Consider the following 17,530-nt stretch of genomic DNA (forward strand, 5'->3'; position numbering starts at 1 on the left):
TCGTATGAAATTATTTCTTGATACGAATAATCGGCGTCTCACCCACGGTGACACTACCGGACAGTTTAATCAGTTCTTTAATCTCGTCCATGTTGGAGATAACCACCGGCGTCAAAGTAGACTTGGCTTTCTCTTCCAGCAGGGCCAGATTGAACTCAATAACTACATCGCCTTTCTTGACGCGTTGGCCTTCTTCAGCGATGCGTTTGAAGCCTTCGCCTTTCAGTTCAACAGTATCAATACCGAAGTGGACGAACAGCTCAATGCCGCTGTCTGATTCGATAGAAAAAGCATGGTTAGTTTCGAAAATTTTACCGATGGTGCCGTCAACAGGAGCAACCATTTTATTGCCTGAAGGCTTGATGGCAATCCCATCACCAACGATTTTCTCTGCAAAAACAACATCAGGAACATCTTCGATGTTGACGATCTCACCAGACAACGGCGCGACGATTTCAATAGTGCCACTGTCTTTTTTATCATCTGAAACCAGTGATTTCAGTTTATCGAACAAACCCATGATCTTCTCCTAAGTATTTATACTCGTCATACTTCAAGCTGCATATGCGTTGGCTGCGTTCAATCACCCGAATCACTTACAACACAGTAAGCTCATCGGGACTCTCTCACTTGCCACCTTTCCGCAACTCGAATTATTTAGAGTTTATATTGGGCAGCAGTCCAGTATCGTGGAATTAGCAGAGCGTTTTTTCTTCGATGAATGTGGTAACCAAATCCATCAATTCCTTCGCTGTTGGTTGAGCTAGTGCTTGCTCCGCCAACACTTTCACATCTTCGAAATTCGTATTACGGATAATTTTCTTGATGCGTGGGATCGAAATCGCACTCATGCTGAACTCATCCAGCCCCATGCCCAATAGCAACAGTGTAGCACGTTCGTCGCCAGCAAGTTCACCGCACATACCGGTCCACTTACCTTCAGCGTGAGATGCATCAATTACCTGTTTGATCAGGCCCAATACCGATGGCGACATTGGATTATAGAGATGAGAAATCAGCTCATTGCCACGATCTACAGCCAGAGTATACTGAGTTAGATCGTTTGTCCCAATACTAAAGAAGTCAACTTCTTTAGCTAAATGGCGAGCGATGACCGCCGCCGCAGGTGTTTCAACCATCACACCGACCTCGATAGTTTCATCAAAGGCCTTATTTTCTTCACGTAATTGGCTTTTCAGCAGCTCAAGTTCTGCTTTCAGTTCGCGTACTTCTTCAACCGAAATAATCATCGGGAACATGATACGCAATTTACCAAACGCCGATGCACGCAAGATGGCGCGCAGCTGTGCGTGCAGAATCTCTTTGCGATCCATAGCAATACGGATGGCACGCCAGCCCAAGAATGGGTTTTCTTCTTTTGGCAAGTTCATGTACGGCAGGTCTTTATCACCGCCGATGTCCATAGTACGGACGATAACTGCCTGAGAGCCCATGGCTTCCGCAACGGCTTTATAAGCCTGGAACTGCTCTTCTTCAGTCGGCAGAGAGTCGCGGTCCATGAACAGGAATTCGGTACGATACAGACCTACACCTTCAGCGCCATTACGTTCAGCACCGGCGATATCACGCACTGTGCCGATGTTGGCAACCACTTCAACCTGATGACCATCAAGGGTTATTGCAGGCAAGTCTTTCAGTTTGGCCAGATCATTTCTTTCGGTGATGTACTGAGCTTTCACCGCTTTCAGTCGCTCAATCACTTCAGTCGTTGGGTTTAAATAAATTTTGTTATTGACCGCATCGAGGATCAAATAATCATCATTCTGGATTTCTTTGGTCGCATTACTGGTCCCGACGATAGCCGGTAATTCTAGTGAACGAGCCATAATCGAGGTGTGAGAGGTGCGGCCACCTAAATCGGTGATGAACCCTAACACTTTATCCAGATTAAGCTGCGCGGTTTCTGACGGGGTCAAATCGGTTGCAACCAGAATCACTTCATCCGGAATAGCGCTCAAATCAACAATGGTCAGGCCGAGAATGTTCTTCAGAAGGCGTTTACCGATATCACGTACGTCAGCCGCACGTTCTTTCAGGTATTCGTCATCCAGTTCTTCCAGTGCTTTCGCCTGGCCTTCAATGACGGAATAAGCCGCGGCATCCGCAGACTGCTTATCATCTTTGATGAGGGCTATGATTTCCTGCTCAAGCTCTTCGTCTTCCAACAGCATGATATGCCCTTCGAAGATGGCAGCTTTCTCTTCGCCGAGACTGGCTTCAGCTTTGGTCTTGATCGCTTCCAACTGTTCAGCAGCTTTAGCCCGCCCAGTTTTGAAACGCTCGACTTCTTGCTCCACTTGGTCAGCAGAGATCTTTTTCCGGTTGATGACAATCTCATCTTCTTTCAGTAAAAGTGCTTTACCAAAAGCGATACCCGGTGATACTAAAATGCCTGAAATCATAACCCTACCTTACTCTTGACTGGTGTTAACTAAAAAAGCACGCGTGATTACTCAAGCTCTGCCATCAGTTTTACCAGATGCTCAACAGCTTTCTTCTCATCTTCGCCTTCGGCCGAGATCGTAACAACAGTCCCTTGGGTCAGGCCCAGAGTTTGCAGTTTGAACAGGCTCTTGGCACTAGCGCTTTTACCGTTAGAAATCACGGTAATTTCGCTTGCAAAGCCTTTTGCTTCTTTTACGAACTGGGCAGCAGGGCGGGTATGCAGACCGTTTGGTGCTGTAATAGTAACTTCTTGCTGGAACATTGTATTTCCCCAACTTATTGGATTTATGTTGTGGAGCTAAAGTTTAGTGTAAAAACCAAACTTTAGCCTGTATTGGTGCGCGCATAACTCATCATTCAACTCGCGCATGACTATGCCTCAACCAGTGACAAGTCACAAAGACAGTTTCTGATGCAACCCTAATTCAGGTCTAAAATCATCACTATCAGTTTTAAGAATAATGCTCTCTTTGCGTTATGTCTTCAATCAGCGTTCAGTGATGACATTTTTTGTTGTGTTGCATAATTGATAAATCGATTCAGCCAGAGAGGCGCTCAATACGTGATTAATTTCGCGTATCGAAATAATTGACCGGTTAAATACTAAACCCAGAGGGTAAAATCAATCTTTATGTAGTAAAAACTTTGAAGCGCGCCACAAAAAAAGCACCCACGAGGGTGCTTTTTTAGCATTTAGTGCGACGGCCTGACTACTGTTGCAGCTCTTGTTCAGTGAACAAATCTGCAAACAACGCCGTGCTTAAATAGCGCTCACCCGAGGACGGAAGAATAACCACAATTGTTTTGTCAGTAAAGTCATCTTCTTCAGAAAGCTTGACCGCTGCTGCAACGGCTGCACCAGAAGAAATACCGGCTAAAATGCCTTCTTCATCCATTAAACGGCGCGCCATCGAGATGGCTTCATCATTGGTGACCAGTGCAACACGATCAACCAGACTCAGGTCGAGGTTACCGGGAATAAAGCCAGCGCCGATCCCTTGAATCTTGTGCGGGCCGGGTTTTATTTCCTGGCCAGCTAATGCCTGAGTAATTACCGGAGAATCTGTTGGTTCAACCGCAACCGTGGTAATCGCCTTGCCTTTGGTATTTTTAATGTAGCGGCTGACACCGGTTAGGGTACCGCCGGTACCGACACCCGCGATAAAAACATCGACTTCGCCATCAGTATCTTCCCAGATTTCTGGGCCGGTGGTTTTTTCGTGAATATCTGGGTTCGCTGGGTTGCTGAATTGCTGCAAGATAAGATAGCGGTCTGGATCGGTTGCTTGAATTTCTTCTGCTTTGGCAATGGCCCCTTTCATCCCTTTGGCGCCTTCGGTTAGCACCAAATTAGCCCCCAGTGCTTTGAGCAGTTTACGGCGCTCAATACTCATGGTTTCGGGCATGGTCAGAGTTAATTTATAACCGCGTGCGGCGGCAACAAATGCCAGCGCGATACCGGTATTACCACTGGTCGGTTCTACCAGTTCTTTGTCTTTGGTCAGAATGCCACGATTTTCGGCGTCCCAAATCATATTGGCACCGATACGGCATTTAACACTGAAACTTGGATTGCGTGACTCAACCTTCGCCAAAATGCGCCCGTTACCGATACGGTTCAGACGAACCAGCGGCGTATGGCCGATTGTTAAAGAGTTGTCTTCATATATCTTGCTCATAGCCCGTCCTTTAACTCTATGAAAATGTAGGAATCGTTCAAAGCATACGCTAACAGTATGGCTATGGAAGTAAGGAATTGGTATATCGATATGTTATTAGGAAATAAGTTTTAATCCCAATAACTTTTAATCTTGGTAAATCACTTTTATTCTCGGCAATAGGGGCGCGACCAGCACGCCCAGGCAAAATTATTGTGATGACTGAACAAACTGATCGCGGTAGCGCTCGACCCACATTGCTGTGGCACCACAGACCGCGACTGGCATAATCACCAAGTTGAGGAAAGGAATCATAGTGAATAAACTCACTAAAGCGCCAAACTGCAGGTTATCGACCTTATTTTGACGCAGAGCACTGCGCATATGCTGAAAACTCACTTTATGGTTATCAAAAGGGTAATCACAATATTGTATCGAGAGCATCCAGGCGCTAAACAGGAACCACAGAACCGGAGCGAGGGTTTGGCCAATACCGGGAATGAAGTACAGCAGCAATAGCACCAAAGCCCGTGGCAAGTAATAGGCTAATTTCCGCCATTCACGCGCCATAATCCGTGGCAGATCTTTCAGGATACCCATAATACCGGTGTCTGGTAGCGGTTTACCGGTCAGGCTGGCTTCTAACTGTTCGGCCAGCAAACCGTTAAAGGGGGCCGCAATGAAATTGGCGAGGGTACTAAATAGATAACTGAACACCAGTAGCACTGAAATCACCATTACAGGCCACAATAAATAACTGAGCCACTGCAACCAGTCAGGGACATAACTCATTAACTGGGGAACCCAGTCACCTATCCGGTTGAATAACCACCAAAAAGCTCCTCCCATCAGCAGAATATTCACCAATAAAGGCAAAATCACGAATCGCCGGATACCCGGACGGGAAATTAACTGCCATCCTTGGGCAAAATAATGGATACCATTGACCTTTTTTACTGCTTTTTGCGTATACGCCATGCCATTCAGTTCTCTATAAGCTTGTTGACCGGTGTATCATATCGGTATGATTTCCCACTGCATAGTCACATTTTGTGCGAAAAATAAGCAAAACATCTAGTATAATCATCTTTCTTTGAAGAAAATTGAGCACGGACTTGCACTTGTGTACGTTGGGAAATAGAGTTAAAGGGTGAATGTTTGCCGCGGTGGCAATGTATAGGAACAACAGAGATAGTAATGATGCAGGATTTGCGTCTGATATTAATCGTTGTTGGCGCGATCGCCATAATAGCGTTGTTATTGCATGGTTTATGGACCAGCCGTAAAGAACGCTCATCAATTTTTCGCGATCGCCCAGTTAAACGTCCGAAACAAGAACGAATTGAAACCCCGATCGAGACTCTCGATGAAGGGGTGGGAGAAGTGCGCGTCCGCACTGCTCATCCACAAGAGAAGCCTTCGTTTAATCATCTTGATGAAGACGACGATGAATTGCCGGTAATTCAGCATACTGAAACCAAACCGGCTTCGGCTAAGGCGGAACCTCGCCAGAAACCTTTTGCTTCAGTGCAAACAGGCTCAGTGGAAATAGAAAACGATGACCCTCTTTTGGGTGGGCTATCTGCTGAGCAACCACCGCATGAATCACAGCGTGATCCTTTGTTTGGCTCGGTTGGGGAATATGACTCACAACCGCGTCACGCAGAACCACAACCTGTGGCTACACATGCCGCTCGGGTGGTTCCGCAACCTGTGGAATCACAACCAGAGCCTGTCGCTCCAGCTCCTGAAGTGAAACCACAAAAGCTGAAAGAAACCGTTTTGGTGCTGCATGTTGCAGCCCATCATGGCGGGGCTCTTGGGGGGGAAGTGCTACTACAAAGTGTACTTCAGTCTGGCTTCCAGTTTGGTGAAATGGGGATTTTCCATCGCCATCTTAGCCCGGCTGGCAGTGGCCCAGTATTATTCAGCTTGGCAAATATGGTGAAACCGGGTTCTTTTGACCCTGACACTATGTCTGACTTCTCAACGCCGGGTGTCTCAATGTTTATGATGGTGCCGTCTTATGGCGATGCACATCAAAACTTTAAGTTGATGCTGCAATCAGCCCAGCGTATTGCTGATGATGTCGGCGGTGTGGTGTTGGATGATGAGCGCCGCATGATGACCCCGCAAAAACTGGAAACGTACAAGGCCCGCATCCGCGAAGTGTTGGATGCAAACGCAACCGCCTGATAATGTTGCCTCGCAATGAATTGAATTAACCCGAACCCCCGCATGCCGGGGGTTTTTTATCTTTGATGGTGAGCCATGGAATCGATAATTCAGCAAATTAATCAACTAAGAACCTCATTGCGCCATCACGAGCATCAATATCATGTGCTGGATGCGCCAGAGATCCCTGATGCTGAATACGACCGGTTGATGCAGCAATTACGCGATTTGGAAGCACAACATCCCGAACTGATTACCAATGACTCACCGACTCAACGGGTAGGCGCCGCGCCTCTTGATGCATTCGAGCAGGTTAAACATGAAGTCCCGATGCTGTCTCTGGATAATGTCTTTGATGAAGAGAGTTATCTGGCTTTTGATAAAAGGGTGCATGACCGGCTGAAAAGCGCGGAACCGCTGACATTTTGCTGTGAATTGAAGCTTGATGGTTTAGCGGTGAGTTTGTTGTATGAAGAGGGTGAACTGGTACAGGCCGCAACCCGAGGTGATGGCACCACCGGTGAAAATATCACTGCCAATGTGCGCACTATCCGGGCTATTCCGCTGCGTTTACAAGGGGATAATATCCCGCGTCGGGTTGAAGTTCGTGGCGAAGTCTTTATGCCACAGGCCGGTTTCGAGCAACTGAATGACGAGGCGCGCCGCAAAGGGGGCAAAATTTTTGCTAACCCGCGTAATGCGGCTGCTGGCTCACTGCGCCAGCTTGACCCGCGTATTACCGCTAAACGGCCATTAACCTTCTTCTGCTATGGCGTGGGTTTATTGGAGGGCGGTGAACTTCCCCGCAGTCATATTCAGCGCCTAATGCAGTTTAAAGCTTGGGGCTTACCGGTCAGTAATCGGGTCAAACTGTGCACTGGCAGCGAGCAAGTCATTGCTTTCTATCGTCAAGTTGAACAAGACCGCGCCGGTTTAGGTTTTGATATTGATGGTGTGGTCATCAAAGTTGATTCACTCGACTTGCAAGAGCAGTTGGGTTTCGTGGCACGCGCACCGCGCTGGGCGACGGCATTTAAATTCCCGGCACAAGAACAGATAACTCAAGTCCGTGAAGTAGAATTTCAGGTGGGGCGCACCGGTGCGATTACCCCGGTAGCCCGGCTGGAACCTGTACAAGTGGCGGGCGTGATTGTCAGCAATGCCACTCTGCATAATGCCGATGAAATCGAGCGCTTGGGTTTACGCATTGGCGATACCGTAATTGTCCGCCGTGCCGGAGATGTTATTCCGCAGGTGGTGGGCGTAGTGATGGAGCAGCGCCCGCAGGATGCTAAAGAGATTACTTTCCCTGAACACTGCCCAGTGTGCGGCTCTGATATTGAGCGGGTTGAGGGCGAAGCGGTCGCTCGCTGTACTGGTGGGTTATTCTGCGCCGCGCAACGCAAAGAGGCATTGAAGCATTTTGTTTCGCGCCGGGCGCTGGATGTCGAAGGTATGGGTGACAAGATTATCGAGCAACTGGTGGAAAAACAGTATGTTGAGAATCCTGCTGATTTATTCACACTGACTGCGGGCAAGCTGACCGGGTTGGACCGGATGGGGCCGAAGTCCGCACAAAATCTGATAGCGGCGCTAGAAAAAGCGAAACAAACCACTTTTGCCCGCTTTTTGTATGCTTTGGGCATTCGTGAGGTGGGGGAGGCGACAGCGGCTAACTTAGCGGCTCACTTCCGTAATCTGGCAAATCTGCGTGCGGCAGATATTGAAGCATTAAAAAGTGTGCCGGATGTGGGGGAAATAGTGGCCAAACATGTGCGGAATTTCCTCGGTGAAGAACACAATCAGAAAGTGATCGAAGCGCTGGAAAAAGTGATCAGTTGGCCGGAGCCTCAACCAATTATTGCCGAAGAGATCGACAGCCCATTTGCCGGAAAAACCGTGGTGCTCACTGGCTCGCTGACCATTCTCTCACGTGACGAAGCAAAAGATCGCCTGACTGCTTTAGGGGCAAAAGTGAGTGGCAGTGTTTCCAAGAAAACGGATCTGGTGATTGCGGGTGAAGCTGCTGGTTCAAAATTGGTGAAGGCGCAGGAACTGGGGATTAAGGTTATCGATGAAGCAGAAATGATCCTTTTGCTTGGTGAATAATCTTACTCATGAAAGGGCATTCGGAGGGGCATGTGGAAAAAGAAAATTTAGTTGAGATCGCCAATACCCGTATGCCTTTCGGTAAATATCAGGGCCGGGTATTGATCGATCTTCCGGAGGAGTATCTGCTTTGGTTTGCGCGCAAAGGTGAGTTTCCTCAAGGCAAGCTGGGTATGCTGATGGAGATGACTCTGGCCATCAAGATTGAAGGGCTGGATAGTTTAGTTAAACCACTTAAACGCGGCTAATCTGGCATTCTAAAATATGGCGATGGGCGGATGCCCGTCATCGCCATAGTCTTGTTTTTTAAGGCATCACCGGCATTAAATATAAACGTCAATCTGGTTCTGTACCGAAGGGCGGTTGACGCCATCACCGGCCGGTGCGCTGACAGTATTGTTGTCCCCTTCTTTGGTTTTCTCCGCTTCTTTGGCTTGAATACGCGCAATTTCAGCTTGTAGTGCAGCAATTTGATTCTGAATTTGGTGTTGCTGTTTTTTTAACTCATCAGCAGTTAAATCCGAGTCTGTTAAGGTACTTAACTTTTCGGTCAGTTTTTGGATCTCTTGATTAATGGATTTAATCTGTGCCGCGCTACTGTTGTCTGACGAGCTACTACTGCTCACAGAGATTGATGCTGCAGATATTGTGGTCGACATCATTATTCCTTGAAATAACATGAGTGGAGTAATGCTTATCGACGAGGGGGATATTAACCTTTAACTTCTAAGGGCGGTTTTACACAATATTATCACTTGGCGTTTTTTTTGAGCGCTTATGTGTGGCTAAACCACCAAGCGCAATTCAGGCCAATGTTGTTGCCAACCTTTGCTATTGACCCGCTGATAGTAAGTATCGATTTCACCATTTTTGCTGTTCAGCGTAATAGTTTTACTAAACAAAGCAGCCAAACCGAACGGGGTGACCAGCTCAATATCGCCATTCTCTTTAAGGCTGGCACCAATGGCCGTTTCCACTTCAACCCAATAGCTGATGGCATCTTCGGTGCTGGTGTAAGGTTGGCGTCCAGTGCGCAGGTGCATTCTGGCCTGATTTTTGACTGACCACGGGAATGATTGATGCCGGGCTGATGTTGAGTGATTAAGTTGATCTTCAAGCTGTGAATCATGCTGCTCGCGGGTGTTTTGCTCATCGAAATAGACTAAATCGATATCATTAAGTGGGGTAGAGGAAGGGTATCGATGCAGCTTATCCCACACCAGATTACGGACAAATCCTGCGGCCAAGCACCACTGGTTTAACCGAAGTTCACGGGCAAAAGATAAAGCTTGCATCCGATAGGGGTCGGCACGTAACCATTCAATGATTTGCTGTCGTTGGTTCATCGGCTACTTCCTCTGTAATCAATGTATTTGAAGAAAAAACAGATTTGAAGAAAAACAGAATAACAGTGCGGAATGATAAATTAGAGAATAACGGGAGCAAAGCTTAAAAGGCAAAAGACCGGCCATAGGCCGGTCTTTTAAAGAGTGGTGGAGCTAGACGGGATCGAACCGTCGACCTCTTGCATGCCATGCAAGCGCTCTCCCAGCTGAGCTATAGCCCCACAAATGTGGTTGTTCGTATTGAATTATATGCCATCCACTTATCGAGTTTGAAAACTTTACCAAACAAGAAATTTGGTGGAGCTAGACGGGATCGAACCGTCGACCTCTTGCATGCCATGCAAGCGCTCTCCCAGCTGAGCTATAGCCCCAATGCGCACATAATAAATTGTGTGAACGGGGCGCATGATATGAAACCCCTGAAACAGTGTCAACGGCTAATTCTATTTCTTAGGTTAAGCGCTGAAAAAGCCGCCAAATCAGTGAGAAAACAGCATAAAAAAGGCGACTTTAGTCAGCCGCCTAATAAATGAGTTAGAATTTATTGCTGCGCTTCACGCTCACTGATAAAAGCCAGAGCTTTATCAATACGTGCTAGCGAGCGCGCCTGCCCGATGGCATGAACAGTGACATCCATACCCGGTGATTGGCCTGCGCCAGTGACAGCAACACGCAGCGGCATGCCAACTTTGCCCATACCTACACCTAGCTCATCAGCGGTGCCCTGAATGGCATTGTGAACGTTTTCAGTCGTCCATTCGGTGATAGCAGCCAGTTTGGCTTTAACTGCCTCCAGGGGCTGACGGGCCACAGGGCGCAAATGTTTTTTCGCCGCGTCTGCATCGAACTCATCAAACTCTTCATAGAAATAGTGGCAAGATTCGGCCATTTCTTTTAATGTCTTACAGCGCTCACCTAATAACTTAACTATCTCGGCCAACTCAGGGCCATTGCGAGTATCAATACCCAACTGCTCAACCTGCCATGACAAGTGAACTGCAACCTGTTCTGGCGGCAAGCTATTGATATAGTGATGATTCAGCCATTGTAGTTTTTCAGTATTGAAGGCACTGGCAGATTTGCTGACCGCATCCAGTGTGAATAGCTCGGTCATCTCAGCAACAGAAAATATTTCCTGATCACCATGAGACCAGCCCAGGCGGACCAGGTAGTTCAACAGCGCTTCTGGCAGATAGCCGTCATCGCGGTATTGCATCACACCGACCGCGCCATGGCGCTTAGACAGTTTTTTGCCGTCATCACCCAAAATCATTGAAACGTGGGCATATTCAGGAACCGGCGCGCCCAGCGCTTTCAAGATATTAATCTGGCGCGGGGTATTATTGATATGGTCTTCACCACGGATAACATGGGTGATTTCCATATCCCAGTCATCAACCACCACGCAGAAGTTATAAGTCGGCGAACCATCGGTACGGCGGATAATTAGATCATCCAGCTCTTGGTTGCTGAATTCGATTGGGCCACGGATTTTATCATCGAAAATAACCGAGCCTTCCTGTGGGTTACGAAAACGCACGACAGAAGGTTCATCAGCACCATGGGTACACTGGCTATCGCGGCAGCGGCCATCGTAGCGGGGTTTTTCACCATTGGCCATTTGGGCTTCGCGCAATTCATCCAGACGCTCTCTGGAGCAATAGCATCTATAAGCAGTGCCGTTTTCCAACATTTGGTCAATGACCGCATTGTAGCGATCGAAACGTTTGGTTTGGAAATACGGGCCCTCATCCCAATCCAGATTTAGCCAGTTCATACCGTCCATAATGGCGTCGATAGCTTCCTGAGTTGAGCGCTCAAGATCAGTATCTTCAATACGCAAAACAAATTCACCACCAAAGTGGCGAGTGAACAACCAGGAATACAACGCGGTACGTGCGCCACCGACGTGAAGATAGCCGGTAGGACTGGGTGCAAAACGGGTTTTGATTTTCATTGGGTTCGATGCCTTATTACGCTACGCCGACCAGCAAAAGCTGGCTGTTGCTCGAAATTCGAAAAAGTAGGCGACATTCTACCACCCTGAGACAATTCCTCAACGATGTTACCGGTATGCCAAGGTTCATAGTGGCGATAAATATCGCATCCTGTTTAAATTTGCGGCGAACGATTGTTTTCGTTTTAAAAACCGTTGACTCACTTCGAACTATCCCTATAATGCGACTCCAACAACACGGCGGGGCGATTAGCTCAGTTGGTAGAGCATCTCCTTTACACGGAGGGGGTCATCAGTTCGAATCTGGTATCGCCCACCAAACTCGACGTGTTATAAAGTAAATGAAATACAAAGCATTAAATGAGATAGATGAGGGCGATTAGCTCAGTTGGTAGAGCATCTCCTTTACACGGAGGGGGTCATCAGTTCGAATCTGGTATCGCCCACCACTCATCTCTCATTGTTTGAAGTATCAAAGTAGTAAAAGTGGGCGATTAGCTCAGTTGGTAGAGCATCTCCTTTACACGGAGGGGGTCATCAGTTCGAATCTGGTATCGCCCACCACTTTTATACTTTCAGCATTATATAATGGGTCGTTAGCTCAGTTGGTAGAGCAGTTGACTTTTAATCAATTGGTCGCAGGTTCGAATCCCGCACGACCCACCATTATATCTAGTATCTTATTAAATCCCTCAAACTCAGAAGTTGCATACTACACGATATCGTGTGGGTGAGATCCTGCGTTCAGGTTCGAGCCGAGCGAAGCGAGACAGCAACGCTTTAGCGTTGACCCGAAGGGCGAGGCCCGCGGCCGAGTCATCCCGCACGACCCACCATTATATCTAGTATCTTATTAAATCCCTCAAACTCAGAAGTTGCATACTACACGATATCGTGTGGGTGAGATCCTGCGTTCAGGTTCGAGCCGAGCGAAGCGAGACAGCAACGCTTTAGCGTTGACCCGAAGGGCGAGGCCCGCGGCCGAGTCATCCCGCACGACCCACCATTATATCCAGTACCTTAGTAACCCCCCCAAAACTTCCAAATAGCTATTTCCCCCATTTCTTTTTACCGACTTATATCTTTAGCTTTTTAACCTGCCAATAAGCATCATTACATCAAATAGCATGCCCTCGAATCACAGGCATAAAAAAAGGCGCCGTAGCGCCTTTTTAGAGATTATTTTCTGATACTTAGAGTACCAGGCCCGCGATAGACGCAGACAGCACACTGACCAGTGTAGAGCCGTACAGCAGCTTCAAGCCAAAACGAGAAACGACATTACCTTGGTGCTCATTCAGGCCTTTAATCGCACCGGCGACGATGCCGATGGAAGAGAAGTTAGCGAATGAAACCAGGAATACGGACAGAATACCCACACTACGTGGTGACAATTCTGATGCCACTTTCTGCAAGTCCATCATGGCCACAAATTCGTTAGAAACCAATTTGGTTGCCATTATACCGCCGACTTGCAAGGCTTCATGAGCAGGAATGCCCATTACCCAAGCAAACGGGAAGAAGACATAGCCCAAAATACCCTGGAAGCTAATACCAAACAGCAGGCTAAACAGAGCATTCATCGCAGCAATCAATGCGATAAAACCAATCAGCATTGCTGCTACGATAATGGCAACTTTGAAACCGGCCAAGATGTATTCACCCAGCATTTCAAAGAAGCTTTGACCTTCATGCAAGTTGCTCAGCTGTAACTCTTCTTCATCCTCAGCTTTATACGGGTTGATTAGCGACAACACGATAAAGGTGCTGAACATGTTAAGCACCAGCGCGGCGACCACGAATTTCGCATCCAGCATTGACATATAAGCACCGACAATTGACATCGAGACTGTCGACATTGCCGTTGCTGCCATGGTGTACATGCGTTTTTCAGACATTTTGCCTAAAATATCTTTATAGGCGATGAAGTTTTCAGATTGGCCCAGAATCAGTGAACTGACTGCGTTGAATGATTCCAGCTTACCCATGCCGTTAACTTTGGACAATAAAGTCCCAATAATACGAATAATGACGGGCAGAACTTTAATGTACTGCAGAATACCAATGAGAGCAGAAATAAAGACGATAGGACACAGCACTCTCAGGAAGAAGAATGCGAGGCCTTTATCCCCCATGTTACCGAAGACAAAATCAGTGCCGGTAGCAGCGAACCCCAGTAATTTGTCGAAAAAGCCCGCGAATCCTTTCACAAAACCTAATCCAACTTCTGAATGGAGGAAGAAGTACGCCAGCAACACTTCAATAACCAATAATTGAATAACAAACCGAATGCGGATGCTTTTGCGATCTTTGCAGATAACAAGAGCCAATATGGCCACTACGACTAAGGCCAACGCAAACTGTAGAATATGGGACATATGTGCTCCAAATTAGAGGCAGACTAGGTTTTGGTGGACATTTTATGTAACGGCTACATTAAAAACGAGATATAGACAGCAAATATAGAAATTCACTTTCATAAATGCAAACAAATTAGTGGGGTTGATCACAAAAAATAGGATGTTAATAATATGCTACAGGGATAGTGTAAATATGCTAGTTTGAACAATTGTAGTGAGCGAGCTCGGAAATTGCGATGCAGTATTTAACACAATTTTTCAGAAACCAAGAGCGCCTCCCTTACTGCACGGCAGATTACGCGGTATTAGCTATCAGAGAGATAAGTTTCACCATTCCAAATGCGCTTGATAATTATTATCATTTAGATATTATGGGTGATAAGAGAGTAGCCGTAAATTTCCAAGGGTAATACTGAATGTTGAATAGCCGTGCTGTCGATACACCCCGCCGTAACTCAAGGAGGATAAAACTCTCCCTGATGGGGCCTGCCTTTATTGCTGCCATTGCCTATATCGACCCCGGTAACTTTGCGACTAACATTCAAGCCGGAGCTACCTTTGGCTATACTCTCTTATGGGTGGTGGTGTGGGCTAATGTCATGGCGATGTTAGTCCAATTGCTGTCAGCAAAACTTGGGATCGCGACCGGTAAGAATCTGGCGGAGCATATTCGTGATCGTTTCCCACGCCCGGTAGTATGGGCTTACTGGGTGCAGGCCGAGATTATCGTGATGGCAACAGACTTGGCCGAGTTTATCGGGGCCGCTATCGGCTTCAAATTGCTGCTAGGTGTAACACTGCTACAAGGCGCGGTACTGACTGGCATCGCCACTTTCCTCATTCTTATGCTGCAAAACCGTGGGCAAAAGCCAATCGAAATGGTGATTGGTGGGCTGCTTTTGTTCGTCGCGGCATCTTATATTGTTGAACTGATTTTCTCTCAACCTGAACTGGCGGCCCTGGGGCGCGGGATGATTATTCCGAGCTTACCTAACAGTAACGCGGTGTTTTTAGCCGCCGGGGTCTTGGGGGCGACAATTATGCCGCACGTCATTTACCTGCATTCAGCATTAACACAGACGGAAAGCAAAGAATCCAAAACTGAGCGCTACGCCTCAACCAAGTTTGATGTGGCGATTGCCATGACGATTGCTGGTTTTGTGAATTTGGCCATGATGGCAACCGCTGCTGCGGCTTTCCATTTCAATGGTTATCAACATGTTGCCGAAATCGAAGAAGCCTATTTGACCTTACAACCCTTGCTGGGCAATGCTGCCGCCACAGTTTTTGGTTTGAGTTTGGTTGCCGCCGGCCTGTCATCGACAGTGGTGGGCACCATGGCTGGGCAAGTGGTGATGCAGGGGTTTGTGCACTTTTATATTCCAATGTGGCTACGCCGCGCGATCACTATGTTGCCGTCCTTTATTGTCATTATGATCGGCATGGACGCGACTAAAATACTGGTGATGAGCCAAGTTTTACTGAGCTTTGGCATTGCATTGGCGCTGGTGCCGTTATTGGTATTCACCGGCAATAAAGAATTGATGGGGGAGTTGGTTGATAACAAACTGACTCAGATTCTGGGTAAATTTGTTGTCTTGTTCGTAATCGGATTAAATGGTTATCTGCTGGCGAGTCTGCTTTAGGTTTATCAGTCAGACGGGTTAAAGATATAAACCCGTCTGAGAGACTGCACGCGAGTTAGTCGTGATGGTGATGATCACGCCCTTGGCCACGGTGATGTTTTTTGCCGCGGTTGTCATGATGCTTGTCATGTTTCCAGTAGCGCCCTTCGCGGTAATAATAGTTCTTTTTCCACCAATTTCTCTCTTGCCAGCGGTGACCATCCCAGTAATGACCATGACGATTACGCTCGCCTAAATCTCGCCCTTGATGATTTTTCCACCATTGGCGGTCGCGCCAGTCATAACCATCCCAATAATTACCATTGCGATCCTGTTCGCCAATGTGTAAAGAAATACTGGGCAGCAATTCAATGCTCTCGGCATTCGCCATGGGGATAAGAGGGAACCAGGCTAATATTGTTATCAGCAATATGGTTATCGACGGCCAAGGTTTTATCTTTCTCGGCCTCAGGATACTCAGTTTTAACATTATTGATTTAAATATGGCCGTCTTTAACATTATTTATCCTTTTTTGCCTTATAGGCTATGGCGTCATCTTAAACAGAAAGTCAGCCGTTGAGATTCGGATAAAACTGTAAAATACGGATTTAGGATTTATCTGTGGGGGTAATGAAGAGGGTACAGGGGGCATCCCCCCTGTTTAGTGATTAAAAAGAGAACGTTTACACTAAAATATCTTCAATCGCTTTTATTTCTGCGTCACTGAACTCGGTATTTGCCAACATGCCGACGGCATCATCAATTTGGCTGGTTTTACTGGCCCCAATCAGGGCTGACGTCACCCGCCCACCACGTAATACCCAAGCTAACGACATTTGCGACAGTTTCTGCCCGCGATCAAGCGCCAGTTCATTTAATTGACGAACCTTGACCAGTTTCTCTGCTGAAAGTTGCTCTGGATTCAGGAACTTACTGTCACTGGCTGCCCGAGAATCCAATGGAATTCCTGCCAGATAGCGGTCAGTTAACAAGCCGCCCGCCAGTGGCGAGAAAGCAATAGAACCGACGCCATATTCATCCAACGTATCTTGTAACTCGGCTTCAATCCAGCGCTCAAACATAGAGTATTTAGGTTGGTGAATCAGGCAGGGGGTGCCGAGCTGTGCGAGAATTTCACAGGCTTGGCGCGCTTGTGCCGCAGGGTAGTTCGACAAGCCGATATACAAGGCTTTGCCTTGGCGCACCAGTAAATCCAGTGCCGCCATGGTCTCTTCTAGCGGGGTATTAGGGTCTGGCCGGTGATGATAGAAAATATCAACATAATCCAAACCCATGCGCTGCAAACTTTGATTGATGCTCGCGACCAGATATTTTTTTGAACCCCAATCCCCATAAGGGCCGGGCCACATGGTATAGCCCGCTTTGGACGAGATAATCAGTTCATCACGGTAAGGGCGTAAGTCTTGCTGCAATATTCGGCCAAAGTTCAGCTCAGCGGATCCAGGGGGCGGGCCATAGTTATTGGCTAAATCAAAGTGGGTAATACCATGGTCAAAAGCCCGATGAATCAGATTACGGCTATTTTCATACAAGGTGCTATCGCCAAAGTTATGCCACAGGCCGAGAGAAATAGCCGGCAGCATTAATCCACTACGACCACAACGGTAATATTCCATTTCCTGATAGCGGGAGGAAGCTGCTTGGTAGACCATGATGCCCCTTATTGATGAGAGTAAACGACGCCTTAATGTATGCGTTTCCACTATTCTCGTAAGTTGGCGAGATCACAGAGTCTGCTTTTGGTCACTGAATTTGGTCAGTTAGGATCAATGCTGCGTGGTGGATTAAATTCCATTATTTTTCTGATCAATA

The 17,530-nt window shown here is 47.3% G+C and carries 15 protein-coding genes, 6 tRNA genes and 2 other RNA genes; 10 read left to right on the plus strand and 13 right to left on the minus strand.

The window, feature by feature from the left end:
- Positions 1-10: 10 nt before the first annotated feature.
- The 5 genes from crr to cysZ form a co-directional block, all read right to left on the minus strand.
- Positions 11-520, minus strand: coding sequence for a PTS glucose transporter subunit IIA (gene crr, locus DXZ79_RS05975; RefSeq protein WP_004392561.1), 510 nt, complete (start codon positions 518-520; stop codon positions 11-13).
- Between the two features lie 175 nt (positions 521-695).
- A complete protein-coding gene (gene ptsI, locus DXZ79_RS05980) occupies positions 696-2,423 on the minus strand; it encodes a phosphoenolpyruvate-protein phosphotransferase PtsI (protein WP_038634982.1) in 1,728 nt (575 codons plus the stop codon).
- A 47-nt stretch (positions 2,424-2,470) separates the two neighbouring features.
- Entirely contained in the window at positions 2,471-2,728 is a 258-nt protein-coding gene (gene ptsH, locus DXZ79_RS05985) for a phosphocarrier protein Hpr (RefSeq protein WP_004393588.1), read from the minus strand.
- A gap of 448 nt (positions 2,729-3,176) precedes the next feature.
- Complete coding sequence (cysK, locus tag DXZ79_RS05990) at positions 3,177-4,145, minus strand: cysteine synthase A (protein ID WP_038634979.1); 969 nt, start codon at positions 4,143-4,145, stop codon at positions 3,177-3,179.
- Positions 4,146-4,334: 189 nt separating this feature from the next.
- Positions 4,335-5,102 carry a sulfate transporter CysZ gene (gene cysZ / locus DXZ79_RS05995; protein WP_038634976.1) on the minus strand — a complete coding sequence of 256 codons (768 nt, stop codon included), beginning with the start codon at positions 5,100-5,102 and terminating at the stop codon, positions 4,335-4,337.
- 219 nt (positions 5,103-5,321) lie between these two features.
- Between cysZ and zipA the strand changes: the two genes are divergently transcribed.
- The 3 genes from zipA (at position 5,322) to DXZ79_RS06010 (ending at position 8,656) form a co-directional block, all read left to right on the plus strand.
- A complete protein-coding gene (gene zipA, locus DXZ79_RS06000; RefSeq protein WP_162928730.1) occupies positions 5,322-6,320 on the plus strand; it encodes a cell division protein ZipA in 999 nt (332 codons plus the stop codon).
- A gap of 75 nt (positions 6,321-6,395) precedes the next feature.
- Positions 6,396-8,408 (plus strand): NAD-dependent DNA ligase LigA, encoded by a 2,013-nt coding sequence (ligA, locus tag DXZ79_RS06005; RefSeq protein ID WP_038634971.1) that lies wholly within the window; start codon positions 6,396-6,398, stop codon positions 8,406-8,408.
- Positions 8,409-8,440: 32 nt separating this feature from the next.
- Positions 8,441-8,656: a DUF3820 family protein gene (locus DXZ79_RS06010; protein WP_004703771.1), complete on the plus strand. Its 216-nt coding sequence runs from the start codon at positions 8,441-8,443 to the stop codon at positions 8,654-8,656.
- Between the two features lie 75 nt (positions 8,657-8,731).
- On the opposite strand, the gene DXZ79_RS06015 is transcribed toward DXZ79_RS06010, so the two are convergent.
- The 5 genes from DXZ79_RS06015 to gltX form a co-directional block, all read right to left on the minus strand.
- Positions 8,732-9,067, minus strand: a complete 336-nt coding sequence (locus DXZ79_RS06015; RefSeq protein WP_038634964.1) for a FlxA-like family protein — start codon at positions 9,065-9,067, stop codon at positions 8,732-8,734.
- 126 nt (positions 9,068-9,193) lie between these two features.
- On the minus strand, positions 9,194-9,754 hold the full coding sequence (locus DXZ79_RS06020) for a nucleotidyltransferase family protein (RefSeq protein ID WP_120011156.1): 561 nt from the start codon (positions 9,752-9,754) through the stop codon (positions 9,194-9,196).
- Positions 9,755-9,899: 145 nt separating this feature from the next.
- Positions 9,900-9,975, minus strand: a tRNA-Ala gene (locus tag DXZ79_RS06025).
- A 74-nt stretch (positions 9,976-10,049) separates the two neighbouring features.
- Positions 10,050-10,125 (minus strand) — tRNA-Ala (locus tag DXZ79_RS06030).
- A gap of 170 nt (positions 10,126-10,295) precedes the next feature.
- A complete protein-coding gene (gene gltX, locus DXZ79_RS06040) occupies positions 10,296-11,711 on the minus strand; it encodes a glutamate--tRNA ligase (protein WP_050291462.1) in 1,416 nt (471 codons plus the stop codon).
- Positions 11,712-11,954: 243 nt separating this feature from the next.
- Here gltX and DXZ79_RS06045 point away from each other — a divergent pair.
- The 6 genes from DXZ79_RS06045 to DXZ79_RS06070 all read left to right on the plus strand — a co-directional run bounded on the left by DXZ79_RS06045 (position 11,955) and on the right by DXZ79_RS06070 (position 12,717).
- Positions 11,955-12,030, plus strand: a tRNA-Val gene (locus DXZ79_RS06045).
- Positions 12,031-12,084: 54 nt separating this feature from the next.
- Positions 12,085-12,160, plus strand: a tRNA-Val gene (locus DXZ79_RS06050).
- A 39-nt stretch (positions 12,161-12,199) separates the two neighbouring features.
- A tRNA-Val gene (locus DXZ79_RS06055) sits at positions 12,200-12,275 on the plus strand.
- A 26-nt stretch (positions 12,276-12,301) separates the two neighbouring features.
- Positions 12,302-12,377: transfer RNA gene (locus tag DXZ79_RS06060), tRNA-Lys, on the plus strand.
- Positions 12,378-12,421: 44 nt separating this feature from the next.
- Positions 12,422-12,547, plus strand: a non-coding RNA gene (locus tag DXZ79_RS06065) — RtT sRNA.
- Between the two features lie 44 nt (positions 12,548-12,591).
- Positions 12,592-12,717, plus strand: a non-coding RNA gene (locus DXZ79_RS06070) — RtT sRNA.
- A gap of 187 nt (positions 12,718-12,904) precedes the next feature.
- On the opposite strand, the gene DXZ79_RS06075 is transcribed toward DXZ79_RS06070, so the two are convergent.
- Positions 12,905-14,089, minus strand: a complete 1,185-nt coding sequence (locus DXZ79_RS06075) for a NupC/NupG family nucleoside CNT transporter (protein ID WP_038634955.1) — start codon at positions 14,087-14,089, stop codon at positions 12,905-12,907.
- Between the two features lie 398 nt (positions 14,090-14,487).
- Here DXZ79_RS06075 and DXZ79_RS06080 point away from each other — a divergent pair, with 398 nt between their 5' ends.
- Positions 14,488-15,717: an Nramp family divalent metal transporter gene (locus DXZ79_RS06080; protein WP_038634952.1), complete on the plus strand. Its 1,230-nt coding sequence runs from the start codon at positions 14,488-14,490 to the stop codon at positions 15,715-15,717.
- Between the two features lie 55 nt (positions 15,718-15,772).
- Here DXZ79_RS06080 and DXZ79_RS06085 read toward each other — a convergent pair whose 3' ends face one another.
- Together DXZ79_RS06085 and DXZ79_RS06090 are read right to left on the minus strand one after the other, a co-directional pair.
- Positions 15,773-16,216, minus strand: a complete 444-nt coding sequence (locus DXZ79_RS06085; RefSeq protein ID WP_072089030.1) for a DUF2502 domain-containing protein — start codon at positions 16,214-16,216, stop codon at positions 15,773-15,775.
- A 164-nt stretch (positions 16,217-16,380) separates the two neighbouring features.
- Positions 16,381-17,370 carry an aldo/keto reductase gene (locus DXZ79_RS06090; protein WP_050291460.1) on the minus strand — a complete coding sequence of 330 codons (990 nt, stop codon included), beginning with the start codon at positions 17,368-17,370 and terminating at the stop codon, positions 16,381-16,383.
- Positions 17,371-17,530 lie beyond the last annotated feature (160 nt).

This window comes from Yersinia rochesterensis (genome assembly GCF_003600645.1).
Taxonomy (GTDB): Bacteria; Pseudomonadota; Gammaproteobacteria; order Enterobacterales; family Enterobacteriaceae; genus Yersinia; species Yersinia rochesterensis.